An 18,214-nucleotide genomic window follows, 5' to 3' on the forward strand; every position below is an offset into this window, starting at 1 on the left:
ATGAGCGACCTCGCGACAACAGACCTCGACGCGCGTCTTGAGGGACACCGGACGGAGCTCGCCGGTTACTGCTACCGGATGCTCGGTTCGTCCTTCGAGGCGGAGGACGCCGTGCAGGACACGATGGTCCGCGCCTGGCGGAGCTTCGACCGGTTCGAGGGCCGTTCGTCGCTGCGCTCCTGGCTCTACCGGATCGCGACCAACGTCTGTCTGGACATGCTGAACGCGGGCAACAAACGGGCCCGCCCGATGGATCTGAACGAGCCCACCCCGGTCGCGCAGGCTGCGCTCAACGCGCAGCCCGAGGCGGCCTGGCTGGAGCCGGTGCCGGACGGCCGGGTGCTGCCGTCCCTGGTGGACCCGGCGGAGAAGGCGGTCGAGCGGGAGACGATCCGGCTCGCCTTTGTCGCCGCGCTCCAGCATCTGCCGCCCAAGCAGCGGGCCGTGCTGATCCTCCGCGAAGTGCTCGCCTGGAAGGCGAGCGAGGTCGCGGAGCTGCTGGAGACCACGGTCGCATCGGTCAACAGCGCGCTGCAACGGGCCCGTTCGACCCTCGCCGCGTGCGCACCGGCCGAGACCGACGCGGCAGATCCCCTGGACGAGGAGCAGCAGAAGCTGCTCGCCCGCTATGTCGCGGCCTTCGAGGGGTACGACATGGAGGCGCTGACCGCTCTCCTCCATGAGGACGCCACGCTCTCCATGCCGCCGTACGACCTGTGGCTGCGCGGCCACGACGACATCGTCGGCTGGATGCTGGGCGTCGGCTCGGTCTGCCGCGGCTCGCGGCTCGTCCCGACGGTGGCCAACGGCACCCCGGCCTTCGCCCATTACCACCCGAGCGAGTCGGGCAAGGGGTTCGACCCCTGGGCGCTCATGGTCATCGAGATCACGGACGGCCGGGTCGCCGGGATCACCTCGTTCCTGGACACGGAGCGCTGGTTCCCGCTCTTCGATCTGCCCAAGCGCCTGGAGGAGTAGCGGCGGGCCCCGCTCCGGGCTCCGGGTGGGCCGGGGGGAAGCCGCGGGGAGCCGCCCTCAGGCCTCGGCCAGGTGGCGTGGCGGACGCCGGTGGCGGCCCTCGGGCTCCGGTGCGAGGGCGATGCTGACACGCGGCACGCGCCGTGCGACCAGCGACACCGACATCGCACGGAACGCCGTCATCACCACGACGATCGCCGCGACGGCCAGCGTCACCGCAGCCCCGCCCCACGCGATCGCCGGACGGGGCCCCCAGGTCTGCGCCACCCAGGTCGCGGCCAGGGTGCCCAGGAACCAGCCCGCGCGGTAGACGAGTTGGAAGATCGCCATCACCCGGCCGCGGAACTCCGGCAGCGTCTGGAGCTGCGCCAGGCTGAGCAGGCCCGCCCGCAGGATGAGGGAGACCATTCCGACCGGCAGCAGCACCAGGCCGAGGGTCAGCAGGGACGGCATGGCCGCGGTGACGAGTTCGAGGATCCCGAGCAGGAGACTGCCCACCAGCACCGTGCCCAGCACGACCTTGGTCCGCCAGGTCAGCCAGGCCCCGATGAGGGAGCCGACGGAGATGACGGCGAGCAGAATGCCGTACGCCCCGGCCTGCCCGGTGAGTTCGCTGGACGTCAGTAGGAGCAGCAGCGAGGGGAGACTCGTGCCGAAGAGGCCGACGGTGCCGATGACGAGCAGCAGGAGCACGAGGCCGGGACTGTGCCGCACATATCCCCAGGCGCCACGCACCCGGGGGCGCCCGCCCGTCCGCGGGGGACGGGCGTGGAGTTGCGCCGGGCGGACGAGGAGGAGCGCTGTGAGCATCGTCAGGTAGGAGAGCCCGTTGAGCAGGACCACCCCGCCCAGGCCCAGCGCCCCCATGAGGGGGCCCGCCAGGGAGGAGCCGACGACCAACGACAGGTTGAGGATGACGTTGTTGAGCGTGACCGCCCGCCTGAGCAGGGCGTCGCCCGCGACTTCCGAGACGAAGACCTGCTCCGTCGGCAGACCGATCGCGTTGATGCTGCCGACACAGAGCGCGCTGACCACGAGGTGCCACACCGCGAGCGATCCGCTGTACGCCAACAGGCCCAGCAGCAGGGCCAGCAGAGCGAGCAGGGAGTGGGTGCACAGCAGCACCCGGCGGGGCGGGAAGCGGTCGGCGGCCAGCCCGCCCACCTGACTGAACAGCAGCATCGTGAAGATCGGTGCCGCGGTGACGACGCCGAGCACGATGGCGTTGTGGCTGAGTTGGTAGGTGAACCAGCCCAGGGCCACGAGCTGTGTGTTGGTGCCGATCTGGGAGACGATCAACCCGGCGTAGTAGAGCCGTGGATTACGGGACGCGAGAAGCCCGGGCGACGTTCCGACCGTCCCGTCCGGGGCCGCGTCGTCCGTTCCCCCCGCTGTTCCGCCTGTTGTCCCGTCCGTCATCCGGCGACCTGTGCGTACAGGTCGGACACGCCCTCCATGAAGGCGTCGGCCGACAGCCGTTCCTCCGCCAGCGTTCGCACCGCCTGCCGGTCGCTCTCCAGTGCCTCGCGGATGTCCGCCATGACGAGGGACGGGTGGCGGTCGCTGTCGGCGCCGGTGAGGTTGTAGCGCAGGAGGGAGTCGATGTTGTCCGCCGTGATGGGGCCGGCGTAGTGGTGGCCCGCGCAGAGGGTCGGAATACCCGTCGCCATGGCCTCCATCGCACCGCGCCCGAGCGAGATCACCACGTCCATCTCCCCGAGGAGGTTGGGGATCGACTGGCACGGCACGTGGTTGATGAGGATGATCTCGCTGCCGAAGCGGTCGCTGATGTCCCAGAACCCGGGGCCGTCGCCCGCCACGTACACGAGGAGTTCCTCGCGGTCGATGTTCTCGATGATCCGGCCGAGGAGGGCCTCCCGCCCGGAGTCCAGCCGGCAGTAGAGCAGGACCCGCGGTCGCCGCGCGCCGCTCCTGTCGAGGACGGCGGGGAAACGTTCCAGGTCGACGCCCTGGTGGGCGAGGACCGCCCGGTCCGGGGGGAGGTACCTGCGCTGTAGTGACAGCGCGTTCTCCGTCATGCACAGGAAGCGCTCGCAGCGCGAGACAAGGTAGTCGGACGAGCGGCGACCCGCGTGGTGGACGATCCTGAACGCCGGTATCTGCTCGTCGAACTGCATCAGCATCTCGTCCGGCACCTCGTCGACCAGGATCAGATCGGTCTTGTCCGACGGATCCGTCTCCTCCCTCACGGTGACGGCGTCCATGCCGCGGAACGTCGAGGTCAGGGCGAAGCTGGCGGGGGTGTCGACGACGAGCCGCACGGTGTGGCCCGCTCTGCTCATGGTCCGGATCAGGTCGAGGACGAAGCTGTGCTGGCCGTAGGTGTGGAAGCGCCCGTGCCGGCTGTACTTTCCGTCGTAGATGGCGTTGCTGCCGGTGGCGAGCAGGTAGGTGATGTGCACGCTTCCTCATCGGGTCGCTGAGTGGGGGGGGCGGGGCGTGGACCGTGCCCTGATGCCGGACACGCCTAGGGGCGGCGGCTCCATGCGGAGCCGTCGCTCTTTCAAGGCAGTTGGTGGCGGGGTGTCCTGACGGCGGACGGGCGTCGGCCGTGCTGCGTGGGCAGACGGCGCGGCGCGTGGGCGAAGGGCGCGGTCAGGCGACCTTCGGGTACTGCTCGAAGCCGAAGCGCCGGTCGAACTCGGCCTGGCGGTCCTTGTCGAAGAAGCGCACCATCTTGACCATCGGTCCCCAGCGTTCGTCCAGGCTCATGCCCTCGATGCTGAAACCGTGCTTCAACTGGAAGATCATCGCGGTGCGGTTGCTCGGGTGGTGCTCGGACGTCACCCGCTCGTATCCGACGGCCTGCAGGTACTCCAGCAGCTTGACGTAACAGAGGGCGGCGACGCGCTGCGCGCGGTATTCGGGCAGCATTCCGCTGGTGCCCAGGTAGAAGGTGTCGGGGTCGGCCATCCGGCCCTTCAGCCACCCCATCACCTTTCCGTCGCCGTCCTCCATGAGGATCCGCTCCTGGTGGAGCGACCGGTATTCGGTAACCAGCTCTTCCGACTTGGGGCGGTACGGGTAGGCGTCCCGGTCGGGGAAGACGGACGCGTAGATCTGGCCGACCGCCTCCCGGAACGTCGCTTCGTCGACGCACCGGCCGACTCCGCTGCCCGCGCCCGGGAGCCGCACGGGAAAGAAGCGACGGCGTATGTCGTCGATGGTTTCGGCGGTCTCTGCGGGTTGTGCGGTCGCTGCGGCTTCGAAGGCGTTGGGGGTGTCGAGAGTGGCGGAAGAAGGCATGGAGTTCACCTGAGTCTGTTCTGTGTCATGTACGGGCGGCACGAACGAGGCCCCTTGCTGTTTTTCGCATCACAGGATTCGATGATCGACCCGGTGGAAAAGTTCCCCAACCGGGCGGAACAGTCCCGCAGTCCCGTTCCCGGGCGGGCGGACGGGTCAGCCGCCCTGGCCGGCGCTGCCGATCGGGCCGACCTTCACCGGGGCACCGGAGCCGTCCGTGACGGGCAGCGAGCGGGCGCCCGGCCAGTTCAGGGTGACCGTCTTCGTCTCGTTCGGCGGGGTCACCAGCAGCCCGGTGATGCGGACGCCGGTGCCGCCCGTCTTGTTGAAGGGGTAGCTGATCGCGAAGGACACCGACTCCCCGCTCTTGAGGGTGCCCGGGTCGGGCTTCTGACCAGTGCGCTCCGCGGAAATGGTCCCCGCGTTGGTCTTCAGGTCGACGCCCGCGTACCCGGACATCACGCACTCCTGGCCGCCGACGTTCTTCAGCGTCACCGCGACGGTGCCATCGGGGTCGCCGGAGATCGTGTTGTCGATCGCCGTGATCTTCAGCTGGTCGGTGGCACACCTGCCGAGCTTGCCGTTCCCCGCGGAACCGTTCCCACTGGAGCCGGACCCGGCGGCGGCCGTGCCCTGCGTACCGGAACTCTTCCCTGCGGAGCCCTGCCCCGCGGATTCCTTCCCGCTGCCCTGAGCGCTGTCCGTCGCCGAGTCGGACCCGGTGACCGCATCGCCGGACTGCGAGGTGGACGAAGAGTCCTGCGCGGCGCCCGAGTCGGTGTCCTGACATGCCGTCATCAGCATGGCCCCGCCGACGAGCACTGCGGAGGCAAGAATGGCCCTGTGACGGTTGCCGGACATGAAAGACCCCTTGGTATCCAGTAGTTGAAGCCGGAGCGGTTTACGGCTCCTCGGTGCTTGCTTGATCACTATGAGGGAGCTGTGAACCGAGGGGATACCCGCGTCGTCGTTCCACGACAACGCTGTCGCAGACCGGTGACATGGTTACGGCGAGAGGAACGCAAGGAACAAGGGGCAGTCCGGTACACCCCGTTCGGCGCTGCGGGGCACGTCGGCTACCGGGGCTCCGCGAGGCCGGCGAGGGACAGCAGCTCGGTCAGCTCGGGCGGCGCGTTGCGGAGCCGCAGCCGGCCGCCGTGCCGCAGAGCGGTGAGCCGGAGCCCCGCGACCGCCTCCACGGCGGCCAGGCCGGGGCGGACGAGACCGCCCATGTCGCAGTCGACCGGGACCGCCGCCCGCCCGGCCGCCCCGGCGCCGCGCAGCAGCAGCCGCAGCTCCTCGCACAGGCGCGGGACATCGGCCCGGCCGACCGGGCCGGTGACCACCAGGACGAGCGGGTCGGTGACATCCACATCAGGGAGACCGGCGCGGCGCCCGGAACTCATCGCCGCTGCCGGTCCCGGCCCGTCCGGACGGTCAGGCGATGCGGTCCAGGACGATCGGGCTCGCGGTGAACGCGGTGCCCGCAGGAGCGATGTCGTACGCGGCGGGCAGCGACTCCAGCGCGTACGCGAACCGCTCCGGGGTGTCCGTGTGCAGGGTCAGCAGCGGCTGGCCCTCGGTCACCGTGTCACCGGGCTTGGCGTGCAGCTCGACGCCCGCGCCCGCCTGCACCGGGTCCTCCTTGCGGGCGCGACCCGCACCGAGACGCCAGGCGGCCACCCCGATGTCGTACGCGTCGAGCCGGGTCAGCACCCCGCTCGACGGGGCGGTGACGACGTGCTGCTCGCGGGCGACCGGCAGCGCCGCGTCCGGGTCGCCGCCCTGCGCGGCGATCATCCGGCGCCAGTGGTCCATCGCGGAGCCGTCTGCGAGCGCCTTCGCCGGGTCGGCGTCCTTCAGGCCGGCCGCGTCCAGCATCTCGCGGGCCAGCGCCAGGGTCAGCTCCACGACGTCCGCGGGGCCGCCGCCCGCGAGGACCTCGACGGACTCGCGCACTTCGAGGGCGTTTCCGGCGGTCAGGCCGAGCGGGGTCGCCATGTCGGTGAGCAGCGCGACCGTACGGACACCGTGGTCGGTGCCGAGTCCGACCATCGTCGACGCGAGTTCGCGGGCATCGTCCAGGTTCTTCATGAAGGCCCCGGAGCCGACCTTGACGTCCAGGACGAGCGAACCGGTGCCCTCGGCGATCTTCTTGGACATGATCGAGGAGGCGATCAGCGGAATCGCCTCGACGGTGCCGGTGACATCGCGCAGCGCGTACAGCTTCTTGTCCGCGGGGGCCAGACCGTCGCCCGCCGCACAGATGACCGCGCCGACCGAGTCCAGCACGTCCATCATCTCGGCGTTGGAGAGCAGCGCGCGCCAGCCGGGGACGGACTCCAGCTTGTCGAGCGTGCCACCGGTGTGGCCGAGACCGCGGCCGGACAGCTGCGGCACGACGGCCCCGCACGCGGCGACCAGCGGAGCGAGCGGCAGCGTGATCTTGTCGCCGACACCGCCGGTGGAGTGCTTGTCGGCGGTCGGCCGGGACAGCGCCGAGAAGTCCATCCGCTCACCGGAGTTGATCATCGCGGCGGTCCAGCGGGCGATCTCGGTGCGGGTCATGCCGTTGAGCAGGATCGCCATCGCCAGCGCCGACATCTGCTCGTCGGCGACCGCGCCGCGGGTGTAGGCGTCGATCACCCAGTCGATCTGCTCGGGGCTCAGCTCGCCCCGGTCCCGCTTGGTGCGGATGACAGAGATGACGTCCATGGAGTTGGCGTTCCTTCCGGCAGGGGGTTCGTGACGTGATGCGTAACGCGCGACTCTACGCGCATAGAGAAGTCAGGGAAAAGGGGCCGGGGCCCTCCCGCGGGTGCGGGTGGGCCCTGGCCGTCGACCTGTCAGTTCAGATGCTGCGGGCCGAACGCCTGCGGCAGCATCTCGGAGAGCGGCAGCACTCCGTCGGGGGTTTCGAGCAGCAGCTCGGGCCCGCCGAACTCGTACAGCAGCTGCCGACAGCGCCCGCACGGCACGAGCACCGCGCCCGCGCCGTCGACACAGGTGAAGTGGGTCAGCCGGCCGCCGCCGGTCGCCTGGAGCTGGGAGACCAGACCGCACTCGGCGCACAGCCCGATGCCGTACGAGGCGTTCTCGACGTTGCAGCCGATGACCGTGCGCCCGTCGTCCACCAGGGCCGCGACACCGACGGGATACTTCGAGTACGGCGCATACGCATGGGACATCGCGCCGCGCGCGGCCTCCCGCAGCACGTCCCAGTCGACCTCTGTCACTTGCCCTGGCCCTTCCGGTAGCGCATACCGTCCGCCTTGGGCATCCGCAGCCGCTGCGCGGAGAGCGAGAGCACCAGCAGGGTCACCACATACGGGGTGGCGCCCACGAAGTCGGACGGGACATCGTCGGTCAACAGGTACCAGACCAGGATGAGTACGGCCATGACCGCGCTGATCGCGCCCTGGAGCACGGCCTTGCGGTAGAGCTTCCACCCGGCGAGCAGGACGAGCAGCACCACGATGAGCAGCAGCAGGGCGTGGACGGTCTCGCCGCCGTTGCGCAGCTGGAGCGCGTCGGAGAAGCCGAACAGGCCCGCGCCCATGGCGAGTCCGCCGGGACGCCAGTTACCGAAGATCATCGCGGCGAGACCGATGTAGCCGCGGCCGCCGGTCTGGTTCTCCAGGTAGATGTGCGTGGGGACCATCGCGAGGAAGGCACCGCCGAGCCCGGCCAGACCGCCGGAGATGGCGACCGCCGCGTACTTGTACGTGTAGACGTTGACGCCCAGCGACTCGGCGGCGATCGGGTTCTCGCCGCAGGAGCGCAGCCGGAGGCCGAACGCGGTCTTCCACAGCACCCACCAGGTGCCGATGAAGAGCAGCACGGCGATGATCGTCAGCACCGACACATCGGTGACCAGGCCGCCGAGTACACCGGCCAGGTCGGAGACGAAGAACCAGTGGTGCTTCTCGACGGAGGACAGCCCGTCCGAAAGACCCGGCACCGTGAAGTTCGGCATCGAGTCGACGGGTGGTGACTGCTTCGGGTTGCCGCCGGCGGCTTCGGCGGCGCCGTGGTTGAAGAAGATCTTGGCGAGGTACTGGGTGATGCCCAGCGCGAGCAGGTTGACCGCCACACCGGAGACGATGTGGTCGACGCCGAAGGTGATGGTAGCGATCCCGTGGATCAGCCCGCCGAGCATCCCGAAGGTGATGCCCGCGAGCAGCCCGAACCAGGGGCTGGACTGCCAGCCGATCCAGCCGGCTCCGAAGGTGCCCAGGATCATCATGCCTTCGAGGCCGATGTTGACCACACCGGCCCGCTCGGACCAGAGGCCGGCGAGACCGGCGAGGCCGATCGGCACGGCGAGCCCGAGCGAGGCGCTGATCTGCCCCTCGGAGGTCAGCTGGTCCGCACCGGTGACGATCCGGACCAGCGAGAGCAGGGCCAGCGCGACCGCGACGATCAGCAGGATCTTCGGGAGCGAGAGCCGGGAACGGCCGGACGTGGCGTTCGCCGCCTTGGGAGCCGCTGGCGGCGGAGTCTCGGTCATGGTCGCGGTCATGCCGTCACCTCCTGCTGGTTCGAGTGGGCGGCGGCCTGCGCGGCGAGTTCGGCGCCGACCTTCTGCTGCTGGCGCTTGAGTCCGTAGCGGCGCACGACCTCATAGGCGATGACGACGCACAGGACGATGACGCCCTGGATCACGCCGAGGATCTCCTTGTCGTACCCCATGAACTCAAGGTGGTTGGTGGTGCGTTCCAGGAAGCCCCAGAGGAGCGCGCCGAGCGCGATGCCGACCGGGTGGTTGCGGCCCAGGAGCGCGATGGCGATCCCGGTGAAGCCGATGCCCAGCGGGAAGTCGTTGCTGTACATGTGGCTGTCGTTGAGCAGCGTCGGCATACCGATCAGACCGGCCATGGCACCAGAGATGATCATGCTGGTGGCGACCATCTTCTTGACGCTGACACCGCTCGCGGAGGCCGCGGACTCGGACTGGCCGACGGCCCGCAGGTCGAAGCCGAAGCGGGTGCGGCCCAGCACGAACCAGTACGCCACACCGGCCAGCGCCGCGATGAAGATGAAGCCCCAGAGCATTCCGGCCGGGCCGGTGTTGATGGAGAAGAACCAGGAGGACTGCGGCAGCGGCTTGGTGGAGACGAGCGTGCCCGCGTCGTCGAGCTGGCCGAGCCTGCCGGGCTGCATCAGATACGCGATGACCGCGGTGGCGATCGAGTTCAGCATGATCGTCGAGATGACCTCGCTGACGCCCCGTGTCACCTTCAGTACGCCCGCGATACCGGCCCACATCGCACCGACCAGCATGGCCGTGACGATCATCAGCGGGACCGAGACGATGCCGGGCAGCGTCAGCGCGCCACCGACGACGGCGGCGAAGAAGGCGGCCATCCGGTACTGGCCGTCGACGCCGATGTTGAAGAGGTTCATCCGGAAGCCGACGGCCACCGCGATACCGGCGAGGTAGTACGTCGTCGCCTTGTTGAGGATGTAGATCTGGCTGTCGCTGGCCGAGCCGTACGTCAGCATGTCGCTGAACGCGGACAGCGGGTTCTTGCCGGTGGCCAGGATGACGAGCGCGGTGACGACGAGGGCCGCCACCACCGCGAGCAGGGGCGCCGCTATCGCGAGGATCAGCCGCTCACGGTCGATGCGCGAGGTGTACTTCTTCATCGGTCCTCTCCCCCGGCTTCGCCGCCGGCGGTGTCCGGGGTCTCCAGGGCCCTGCGCGGCTCCGGGACCCCCGGCTTCTTGGGGGCGCCCGGAGTCTTCGGGGCGCCCGCGCCGCCGCCCGGAGCGGCGTCCCCGCCGTGCTCCAGGTGGCCGGTCGCGGCGCCCGTCATCGCCGAGCCGAGTTCCTCGGGGGTGATCGTGGCGGGGTCCGCGTCGGCGACGAGCCGGCCGCGGTACATCACCCGCAGGGTGTCGGACAGGCCGATCAGCTCGTCCAGGTCGGCGGAGATCAGCAGGACGGCCAGCCCTTCGCGGCGGGCCTCCTTGATCTGGTCCCAGATCTGCGCCTGCGCGCCGACGTCCACGCCCCGGGTGGGGTGCGCGGCGATCAGCAGCTTGGGGCGGTGGCTCATCTCGCGGCCGACGATCAGCTTCTGCTGGTTGCCGCCGGAGAGGGAGGCCGCGGTGACGTCGATACCGGGCGTGCGCACGTCGTAGTCCGCGATGATCCGCTCGGTGTCGGCGCGGGCCGCCTTCGCGTCGATCAGCCCGCCCCGGGAGTTGGGCCGCTCGGTGACATGGCCGAGGATCCGGTTCTCCCAGAGCGGGGCTTCCAGGAGCAGGCCGTGCCGGTGGCGGTCCTCGGGGATGTAACCGACGCCGCTCTCGCGGCGCTTGCGGGTGGGCGCGTGCGAGATGTCGGTGGTGTCGAGCGTGATGACACCGCCGTCGGGGTCGCGCATCCCCATGATCGCTTCGACCAGTTCGGCCTGGCCGTTGCCCTCCACGCCCGCGATGCCCAGGACTTCACCCTGGTGGATGGTGAAGGAGATCCCGGAGAGCACTTCCCGTACGACACCGTCGGTGTCGACCGCGGTGAGCTTCAGACCGTCGAGGGTGAGCATCGGCGCATCGGTGACCGTCGACTCGCGCGTCTCGGGCGAGGGCAGCTCGCTGCCGACCATCAGCTCGGCCAGCTGCTTCGACGTGGTGGTCGCCGGGTCGGCGGTACCCACGGTCGTGCCGCGCCGGATGACGGTGATCTCGTCGGCGACGGAGAGCACTTCACCGAGCTTGTGGGAGATGAAGATGACCGTCAGGCCCTCGGACTTGAGTTCACGCAGGTTGTCGAAGAGCGCGTCGACCTCCTGCGGGACCAGGACCGCGGTCGGCTCGTCGAGGATGAGCGTGCGGGCACCGCGGTAGAGGACCTTGAGGATCTCCACGCGCTGGCGGTCGGCGACACCGAGGTTCTCGACGAGTGCGTCCGGGCGGACGTTCAGGCCGTACGCGTTGGAGATTTCCTGCACCCTGGCGCGGGCCTTGGTTCCGATGCCGTACAGCTTCTCGCCGCCGAGGACCACGTTCTCCAGGACCGTGAGGTTGTCGGCGAGCATGAAGTGCTGGTGCACCATGCCGATGCCACGGGCGATGGCGTCGGCGGGACTGGCGAACACGGCCTGGTCGCCGTCGATGGCGATGGTGCCCTCGTCCGGCTTCTGCATGCCGTAGAGGATCTTCATCAGGGTCGACTTGCCGGCCCCGTTCTCACCGCACAGCGCGTGCACGGTGCCCTTGCGGACGGTGATGTCGATGTCGCGGTTGGCGATGACACCGGGGAATCGTTTGGTGATGCCGCGCAGTTCGACGGCAGGAGGGCTGGACGCGTTGATGGCGCACTCTCCTCGGGAGAAGGAGCGGTGGAGGCTCCTCGGAGAAGGAGCAGCGGAGGGGCCCCGGCGGAGGCAGGGGGCGATGGAGTGACGCTAGCGCGTCAACTACGCGCTACACGCGTAGAGTTGACACATTGTTATGGGCCCGGCAGAGGGATGGAACCCCTCTCACCGGGCCCAGGGGACACGGTAGGTCAGGGGGTGGTCCTGACCTTGACCGCGCCATCGGCGATCTTCTTCTTCGCCTTGTCGAGCTGCGGCTTGATGTCGTCGATGAAACCCCCGCTGGTGGACAGCGAGACGCCGCCCTTGGCGAGCGAGTAGGTGTTGGTGCCCGTGACGGGCTTACCGTCGTGGACCGACTTGACCAGGTCGTAGACGCCGATGTCGACGTTCTTCACGACCGAGGTCAGGATCGAGGACTTGTACTTCGCCAGCGACGGGATCTTGTACTGGTCCGAGTCGACGCCGATCGCCCAGGCGCCCTTCTTGCCGTTGACGGCCTCGATCGCGCCGTTACCGGACGAACCGGCCGCGGCGAAGACCACGTCCGCTCCCTTGTCGAGCATGCCCTGCGCGGCTTCCTTGCCCTTGTCGGGGCTGGCGAAGCCAGAGGTGTCCGAGCCGTGGCTCAGGTACTGCCGGTCGATCTTGATGTTCTTGTTGGTGTCCTGGACACCCTGGACGTAACCCGCCTCGAACTTCTTGATCAGCGGGATGTCCACACCACCGATGAAGCCGACATGCTTCGTCTTGGTCTTCAGCGCCGCGGTGACACCGGCGAGGTAGGAGCTCTGCTCCTCCGTGAAGACGATGTTGTCGATGTTCTTCGCGTTGACCGCGGCGTCCACGAGGCCGAAGGTGACCTTCGGGTACTTCGCGGCAACCTTCGCCATCGAAGGCGCGTAGGAGTAGCCGATACCGACGATCGGGTTGTAGCCCGCGTCGGCCAGGTCGGTGAGCCGCTGCTCGCGGTCCGCTTCGGTGTCGCTGGTCTTCGCGGTCAGTTCCTTGACGCTGCCGCCGAACTCCTTCTTCGCCTTGTCCATGCCGCGGGCGGCGGAGTCATTGAAGGAGTGATCGCCGCGGCCACCGACGTCGTACGCGACGCCGACCTTGACACCACCCTTGGATGAGCCGGACGACGAAGAGCTGGAGTCTTCCTGAGTCGACGTGCTGCCACAGGCGGAGACGGAGAGAGCGAGGGCGGCGGTGGCTATGCCAGACGCAGCGATCTTGGTTACCCGGCGCAAGAGGAGGTCCCTTCAAACCAAACCTGGAGCGCCTCTTCCGGCGCTGGTTTTCGCGAGGATCGTAACGCGCGTAGATGTCAGGTAAAGGCCCGTTCGGAACCTGTTATCGGATCGACGCGAACGGGGCCGGGCCGGTCCGGTTACCTGTCCGCCTACAGCCGGTGTCCATCCAGCAACGCGGCAGCGGTGAACAGCTCCACGCCCACCTCGACCGACGCCTCGTCAGGGTCGAAGTCCCCCCGGTGCAGGTCGCCCCGGGCGCTGTCACCGGGGGTCCGCACGCCGAGCCTGGCCATCGCACCCGGCACATGCTCCAGATACCAGGAGAAGTCCTCACCGCCCAGGCTCTGCTCGGTGTCCTCGATCGCGTGCGGTCCGCGGCGTGCGGTCATGGCGTCGCGCAGCAGCTCGTTCATGGCGCTGTCGTTGACGACGGGCGGCACCCCGCGTACGTAGTTGATCACCGACTTGGCCCGGTGCAGGTCGGCCACTTCGGCGATGGCCGCGTGCACCAGGTCGGGGGCGTCCCGCCAGGTGTCCAGGTCCAGGCAGCGCACAGTGCCGGAGAGTTCGGCGTGCTGCGGGATGACGTTGCAGGCGTGGCCGGCCTCGATCCGCCCCCAGGTCACGGCGAGCCCGGCCCGGGCGTCGACCCGCCGGGCCAGCAGCGCGGGCACCTCGGACACGACCTTGGCGGCGGCGGTCACCAGATCGGTGGTGAGGTGAGGGCGCGCGGTGTGCCCGCCGGGCCCGTCCAGGCTGACTTCGAGCCGGTCGCAGGCTGAGGTGATGGCCCCGGTCCGCAGCGCGACCCGCCCGGCGTCGACCTTGGGGTCGCAGTGCACGGCGAGGATCCGGCCGACCCCTTCGAGCACTCCGGCCTCGATGGCGTCGGGGGCGCCGCCCGGGAGCACTTCCTCGGCGGGCTGGAAGATCAGCCGCACGGGGTGCGGCAGCTGCCCGGCGCGGTGCAGCCGGGCGAGCACCAGACCGGCGCCGAGCACGACGGTGGTGTGCACGTCGTGCCCGCAGGCGTGCGCCATACCGGGCACGGTGGAGCGGTAGTCGCAGTCGGTCTTGGTGTCGGGGATGGGCAGCGCGTCGATGTCGGCACGCAGGGCGAGCATGGGGCGGTGGGCGGAGAGCGGGGCCCCGGACCCGTCCGCACTCTCCGTGCTCTCCGTGCTCTCCGTGCTCTCCGTGCTCTCCGTGCTCTCCGTGCTCTCCGTGCTGTCCGTGCTGTCCGTGCTGTCGATGCCGATGTCACAGATGAGGCCGGTCCCGGTGCTGAGCACGCGGGGCGCGAGCCCGGCCAGCTCCAGCCGTGCCTTGAGGGCGGCGGTGGTACGGAACTCCTGATTTCCCAGCTCCGGGTGCCGGTGCAGATCACGGCGGAAGGCGATCAGTTCGGCGCGGAGGTCGGCGGACAGCACACCGGGCAGAGCCGCACCGGCCGCACCGGCAAGGACGGGGACCCCGGCGCCGGCGCTTCCGCTGGCATCACTGGCGCCGTCGGCGTCACCGGGCTGGTCGGCATAGGACTCACGGGACATCAACTGGTTCACCCGTTCAAGGGTAGGCCCCTTCACTGCTCAACTAACCACCGATCAACAAAAGTTCAGCCGCTTAGGCGAAAGAATCTTGGCGCGCCGGGCTTGGAGCGAGGGTTCCGTGGGTATTGCGGTGTGCCGCCGCGGTTGCCGAATCCCGGCGGCGGCGCCGCACCCACCTGGACCCGGGCGGTCGCGGGGCGGTCCATAGGCTGGCGGTGAGGCGGGTCCCGTACGTGGGTCCGTGAGCGCGAGCCGGGACACGACCGGGTGGCAGACATGAGGTGGCTGAACGTGACGAATCCGGTGCCGGACGTGGAGGCGGAGGGCAAGCGGCGCACCCCGCTGCTGCTCGGCGTGGCGGCGATCGCGTACGCGCTCGACCTGGGCAGCAAGCTGGCTGTGGTCGCGAAGCTGGAGAACCACGCCCCCGTCAAGGTGCTCGGGGACTGGCTGGAGCTGCGGGCGATGCGGAACCCCGGTGCGGCGTTCGGTATCGGCGGGGCGACGACCATCCTGTTCACGCTGATCGCCGTGGCCATCGCGCTGGTGATCATCCGTATGGCGCGGAAGCTGTACAGCGGACCCTGGGCGATCGCGCTGGGGCTGCTGCTGGGCGGCGCGCTCGGTAATCTGACGGACCGTCTCTTCCGTTCACCCGGAGGTCTGCGAGGGGCGGTCGTCGACTTCATCGCGGTCCGCGACTTCAGCGTGATGAACCTCGCCGACTGGGCCATCTCCTGCGGCGGCGCCCTGATGGTGATCCTCGCCTTCCGCGGCCGGGGGCTGGAGGGCGCCGACAGGGAGCAACCGGTGGCCGAAGCCGACTGACGCCGCTGCCCGGCTTCCCACCGACGGTCACCGAACGGGACGCCCGCGGCTCTCGGCAGCGCGCACCACATCCGTCAGCGCTCAGGTCAGCCGGGCTGAGAGATATCGCAGCTGCCCGGCACCGGTGTCGGTTCACGGATGCGGATACCGTGCCCGACGAGCTGTGCGCCTCGGCCCACGCTCCCTCGATCCGGTACGAGGACGTGGCCATGCCCCCGGCCGAGAGCCAGGGAGCGCCGGCTTCTTGTCCACCGCACCTCGGGACCGCTTCGACGAGTTATTCCCCGGACGTCCTCAGGAGGTATGCCTGGGTTCGCGCGAGGACGGTGTGGTAGGCAGAGTTGCCGTTCGGATCGTGGTTGAAGAAGCCGTGTCCGGCGCCGGGGAATTCGACGAGTTCGCACTCCGTGCCGGTGTCGGTCATCAGTTGGCGGAAGCGGCGGGCGAGGGTGATCGGCACAAGTTGGTCGTCGGTTCCGTGGAACATGACAGCGGGGGGCATACCGGGTCGCACGTGGTGCAGCGGCGAGAACGCTCTGGCCTGCTGGGGCGTGACCTTGAGCAGCTGGGCGATGGCTGCGCCTTCGCAGCAGGCGTCCAGGGCGGGGTTGAAGAGCACGAGGCTGTCGTAGTGCCGTGCGGGCGAGGCGGCCAGGCTGAGCGCCAGTTGGCCTCCTGCGGATCCGCCACCGACGCTGATCGTGGCCAGACCTGCGTCTGCTGCGATCGTCCGGAAAAGATGGTCGGCGATCTCGGTGTCGGCCATGCAGTCGAGGGGACTGTCGGCGCCCGCCCCGATGAGCCGGTAGCCGGCGCTGGCAGTGAGGATCCCGGCCTGGGCCAGGGCCTTGGCCTGGGGGAAGAACATGGCCGGTGACCCGATCATCCACCCGCCCCCGTGGAACAGCAGGAGGGCAGCTCTGGCCTCGCCCTGGGGAGCGAACACATGCAGGGGCAGCGGGGTCCCGTCGGCAGCCGCGAAGGTCTCGGTGAACTCGGTGTACGGCCGGGTCATGCGGGGACCTCCGTGTCGGCAGTGGCGAGATCGGCTTCCAGTTTGCGCAGTTGGTCGGCGCTGATCGCCGGTGTCATCGCGGCGAGGCGGTAGGGCGAGAGGTGGCTGACCATCTGGCGCAGGCCATCGGCGGCGAGCATGGGCAGGTGACCGACCAGCGCGTCACGGCTGCGCGGATCGTTGAGGAGTTCCCCGATGGGGGTCAGCACACCCGGCCTGCCGGTGCGGAAGTCGGCGGAGGGCGGCAGCGGGGCGTGGGAGCGGGCGACCTGTTCGCGTTGCGCGTGGGCCAGCAGGTGCTGCGCTCCGACCTCGCCGGTGGCGGGCAGCCCCATCCGCTCGAACTGGCCGGCAGGGGCGTCCTGCTCGCGCATGAGTTCAGTCATCAGTGTGGCCATGCGCAGTTCGATGTCGTCGTCGACCAGCGGGTGCTGCTGCTCGGGGTCGTGTTCCAGGTCGAACAGCAGGGTGCCGAAGTGGTGGGGGTTGCCCCAGGCTGCGCCGGGGATGCGCAACAGGGGGACACCCTTGGTGAAGGCGAACGGCTCGGCGAGTTCGGCGGCCTGCAGCTCGGCGGTGGCGAAGCGGGAGGCCATGTGGGTCGGCATGAGCGTGTACTCCTCCAGGGGCTGGTTGGAGGGGTCCGCGCAGGCGCGCATGTAGACGTAGCGGCCGTCGGTGACGTTGACGTGGCCCCCGTGGTTGCCGAACAGTCCGCCAACGCGCACCGCCTGGTCGGTGGCGACGGTGCCGGCGAGTGGCACGCCCTGCATGTCAGGGGTGGGCCGCAGACCGAAGTACTCCAGGAGCGTGGGCCCGAAATCGATGGTCTGCACCAGGCTGGCACGGCGCTCGCCGCGGATGGCGGTGCGCGGGTCCCAGATGAACAGTGGGGTGTGGATGTTCTCGTCGTACCAGGGCTGGACGTTCTTGCCCCACCAGCCGTGCTCGCCGAGCAGCAGGCCGTGGTCGGTGCAGACGATCAGCATCGTGTCGTCCCACAGCCGGTGGGCATCCATCGCGTCCAGTACCCGCCCCAGGGAGGCGTCGCACATGGTCAGCAGCGCCGAGTACTCGGCGCGCAAGTGGTCCACCGTCGGCTGGTCCTCGGCGACACGGCGGTAGTCGGGCCAGTCGAAGTGGTCGCCGTCGTAGGTGTGCAGGTAGTGGGCGCGGTGCTCCGGGTAGCTCAGGAAGGGCTCGTGCGGGTCGAAGCACTCGATCTGCAGGAACCAGCGGTCGCTGTCGTGGTTGGTCCGGATGAACTCCAGGCCGGCGTCGACGGTGAGGGTCTGCGGGTGGGTGGCGGCGGTGGACATGTGCTGCCGGTTGACCCAGTCCTGACGCCAGGCGGGCGACCCGGCCCGCCAACTGGCCGTCGCCGGCGGCATGGGCGGGTCGGCGACCTGCCCCTTCCACTTGTCGCCCTCCTGGCCGCGGAAGAGCTCGTAGCTGCTGAACCGGTTGTGGTAGGTGGCGCCGCCGTCCTGCCAGTAGTGGTAGTGATCGGTGACCAGATGGGTGTGGACACCGGCGGTGGACAGCATCTGCGGGACCGAGTCGTCGAACGGCTCCAGCGGCCCCCAGGAGCGGTGCAGGAAGTTGTATCGCCCGGTGTGCATCTCCCGCCGGGCCGGCATACACGGCATGCTCCCGCCGTAGCAGTTGTCGAAGGTCGCGCTCAGTTCCGCGAGGCGTTCGAAGTTGGGCGCATGAACCCCGTCGGCACCGTAGGGCGGCAGATACCGGCGGTTCAGTGTGTCGAACATGAGCATGATCGCCTTCATGGGCGTCCCTTTCCTTCACGGCCCCGCGTCCGGCGCGGGCGAACGGCCCACGGCATCGCGTGCCGACCGACGTCCGCCCACAGGGTAGCTATGTACATTAGAACATAGCTACCCTGCGGACGTGGATGTCCGCCGACCGGGAACGGAACCTGCCACCATGAGTGATCCTTCGCCGCCTCCGCGCTGCTGCATGCCGCCCACCCGGGGCGCC

At 69.4% G+C, this 18,214-nt stretch carries 16 protein-coding genes; 2 read left to right on the forward strand and 14 right to left on the reverse strand.

What is annotated here, in order from left to right; translation table 11 throughout:
- Entirely contained in the window at positions 1–978 is a 978-nt protein-coding gene (locus tag OG385_RS10480) for a sigma-70 family RNA polymerase sigma factor (protein WP_266853953.1), read from the forward strand.
- A 57-nt stretch (positions 979–1,035) separates the two neighbouring features.
- Here OG385_RS10480 and OG385_RS10485 read toward each other — a convergent pair whose 3' ends face one another.
- The 12 genes from OG385_RS10485 to OG385_RS10540 all read right to left on the reverse strand — a co-directional run bounded on the left by OG385_RS10485 (position 1,036) and on the right by OG385_RS10540 (position 14,373).
- A complete protein-coding gene (locus tag OG385_RS10485; RefSeq protein ID WP_266853955.1) occupies positions 1,036–2,397 on the reverse strand; it encodes an MFS transporter in 1,362 nt (453 codons plus the stop codon).
- Positions 2,394–3,401 (reverse strand): hypothetical protein, encoded by a 1,008-nt coding sequence (locus OG385_RS10490; protein ID WP_266853957.1) that lies wholly within the window; start codon positions 3,399–3,401, stop codon positions 2,394–2,396. The genes OG385_RS10485 and OG385_RS10490 overlap by 4 nt, the downstream gene beginning before the upstream one ends.
- Before the next feature lie 193 nt (positions 3,402–3,594).
- Entirely contained in the window at positions 3,595–4,245 is a 651-nt protein-coding gene (locus OG385_RS10495) for a GNAT family N-acetyltransferase (RefSeq protein ID WP_266853959.1), read from the reverse strand.
- 156 nt (positions 4,246–4,401) lie between these two features.
- Positions 4,402–5,106 (reverse strand): DUF4232 domain-containing protein, encoded by a 705-nt coding sequence (locus tag OG385_RS10500; RefSeq protein WP_266853961.1) that lies wholly within the window; start codon positions 5,104–5,106, stop codon positions 4,402–4,404.
- Positions 5,107–5,321: 215 nt separating this feature from the next.
- Entirely contained in the window at positions 5,322–5,651 is a 330-nt protein-coding gene (locus OG385_RS10505; RefSeq protein ID WP_266853963.1) for an STAS domain-containing protein, read from the reverse strand.
- 31 nt (positions 5,652–5,682) lie between these two features.
- Complete coding sequence (locus OG385_RS10510; protein ID WP_266853964.1) at positions 5,683–6,960, reverse strand: thymidine phosphorylase; 1,278 nt, start codon at positions 6,958–6,960, stop codon at positions 5,683–5,685.
- A 131-nt stretch (positions 6,961–7,091) separates the two neighbouring features.
- Positions 7,092–7,481, reverse strand: a complete 390-nt coding sequence (locus tag OG385_RS10515; RefSeq protein WP_266853965.1) for a cytidine deaminase — start codon at positions 7,479–7,481, stop codon at positions 7,092–7,094.
- Positions 7,478–8,767, reverse strand: a complete 1,290-nt coding sequence (locus tag OG385_RS10520) for an ABC transporter permease (RefSeq protein ID WP_266853967.1) — start codon at positions 8,765–8,767, stop codon at positions 7,478–7,480. Before OG385_RS10520 ends, OG385_RS10515 begins: the two co-directional genes overlap by 4 nt.
- Complete coding sequence (locus OG385_RS10525; RefSeq protein ID WP_266853969.1) at positions 8,764–9,894, reverse strand: ABC transporter permease; 1,131 nt, start codon at positions 9,892–9,894, stop codon at positions 8,764–8,766. Before OG385_RS10525 ends, OG385_RS10520 begins: the two co-directional genes overlap by 4 nt.
- Positions 9,891–11,567 carry an ABC transporter ATP-binding protein gene (locus OG385_RS10530; protein ID WP_323183934.1) on the reverse strand — a complete coding sequence of 559 codons (1,677 nt, stop codon included), beginning with the start codon at positions 11,565–11,567 and terminating at the stop codon, positions 9,891–9,893. Before OG385_RS10530 ends, OG385_RS10525 begins: the two co-directional genes overlap by 4 nt.
- A gap of 194 nt (positions 11,568–11,761) precedes the next feature.
- A complete protein-coding gene (locus OG385_RS10535) occupies positions 11,762–12,820 on the reverse strand; it encodes a BMP family protein (RefSeq protein ID WP_266853971.1) in 1,059 nt (352 codons plus the stop codon).
- A gap of 152 nt (positions 12,821–12,972) precedes the next feature.
- Entirely contained in the window at positions 12,973–14,373 is a 1,401-nt protein-coding gene (locus OG385_RS10540) for an amidohydrolase (RefSeq protein WP_266860751.1), read from the reverse strand.
- A gap of 291 nt (positions 14,374–14,664) precedes the next feature.
- Here OG385_RS10540 and lspA point away from each other — a divergent pair, with 291 nt between their 5' ends.
- Complete coding sequence (gene lspA / locus OG385_RS10545) at positions 14,665–15,201, forward strand: signal peptidase II (protein ID WP_266853972.1); 537 nt, start codon at positions 14,665–14,667, stop codon at positions 15,199–15,201.
- A 277-nt stretch (positions 15,202–15,478) separates the two neighbouring features.
- On the opposite strand, the gene OG385_RS10550 is transcribed toward lspA, so the two are convergent.
- Complete coding sequence (locus OG385_RS10550; protein WP_266853974.1) at positions 15,479–16,216, reverse strand: alpha/beta hydrolase; 738 nt, start codon at positions 16,214–16,216, stop codon at positions 15,479–15,481.
- Positions 16,213–18,003 carry a sulfatase gene (locus tag OG385_RS10555; RefSeq protein WP_266853976.1) on the reverse strand — a complete coding sequence of 597 codons (1,791 nt, stop codon included), beginning with the start codon at positions 18,001–18,003 and terminating at the stop codon, positions 16,213–16,215. Before OG385_RS10555 ends, OG385_RS10550 begins: the two co-directional genes overlap by 4 nt.
- Between the last annotated feature and the right edge of the window lie 211 nt (positions 18,004–18,214).

This window comes from Streptomyces sp. NBC_01306 (genome assembly GCF_026340465.1).
Lineage (GTDB): Bacteria > Actinomycetota > Actinomycetes > Streptomycetales > Streptomycetaceae > Streptomyces.

Coding starts and splice junctions, on each gene's coding strand:
- OG385_RS10525 (WP_266853969.1), bottom strand. CDS start 9,894: ATGAAGAAGTACACCTCGCGCATCGACCGTGAGCGGCTGATCCTCGCG.
- OG385_RS10495 (WP_266853959.1), bottom strand. CDS start 4,245: ATGCCTTCTTCCGCCACTCTCGACACCCCCAACGCCTTCGAAGCCGCA.
- OG385_RS10480 (WP_266853953.1), top strand. CDS start 1: ATGAGCGACCTCGCGACAACAGACCTCGACGCGCGTCTTGAGGGACAC.
- OG385_RS10500 (WP_266853961.1), bottom strand. CDS start 5,106: ATGTCCGGCAACCGTCACAGGGCCATTCTTGCCTCCGCAGTGCTCGTC.
- OG385_RS10550 (WP_266853974.1), bottom strand. CDS start 16,216: ATGACCCGGCCGTACACCGAGTTCACCGAGACCTTCGCGGCTGCCGAC.
- OG385_RS10485 (WP_266853955.1), bottom strand. CDS start 2,397: ATGACGGACGGGACAACAGGCGGAACAGCGGGGGGAACGGACGACGCG.
- OG385_RS10540 (WP_266860751.1), bottom strand. CDS start 14,373: ATGTCCCGTGAGTCCTATGCCGACCAGCCCGGTGACGCCGACGGCGCC.
- OG385_RS10555 (WP_266853976.1), bottom strand. CDS start 18,003: ATGAAGGCGATCATGCTCATGTTCGACACACTGAACCGCCGGTATCTG.
- OG385_RS10505 (WP_266853963.1), bottom strand. CDS start 5,651: ATGAGTTCCGGGCGCCGCGCCGGTCTCCCTGATGTGGATGTCACCGAC.
- OG385_RS10510 (WP_266853964.1), bottom strand. CDS start 6,960: ATGGACGTCATCTCTGTCATCCGCACCAAGCGGGACCGGGGCGAGCTG.
- OG385_RS10520 (WP_266853967.1), bottom strand. CDS start 8,767: ATGACCGCGACCATGACCGAGACTCCGCCGCCAGCGGCTCCCAAGGCG.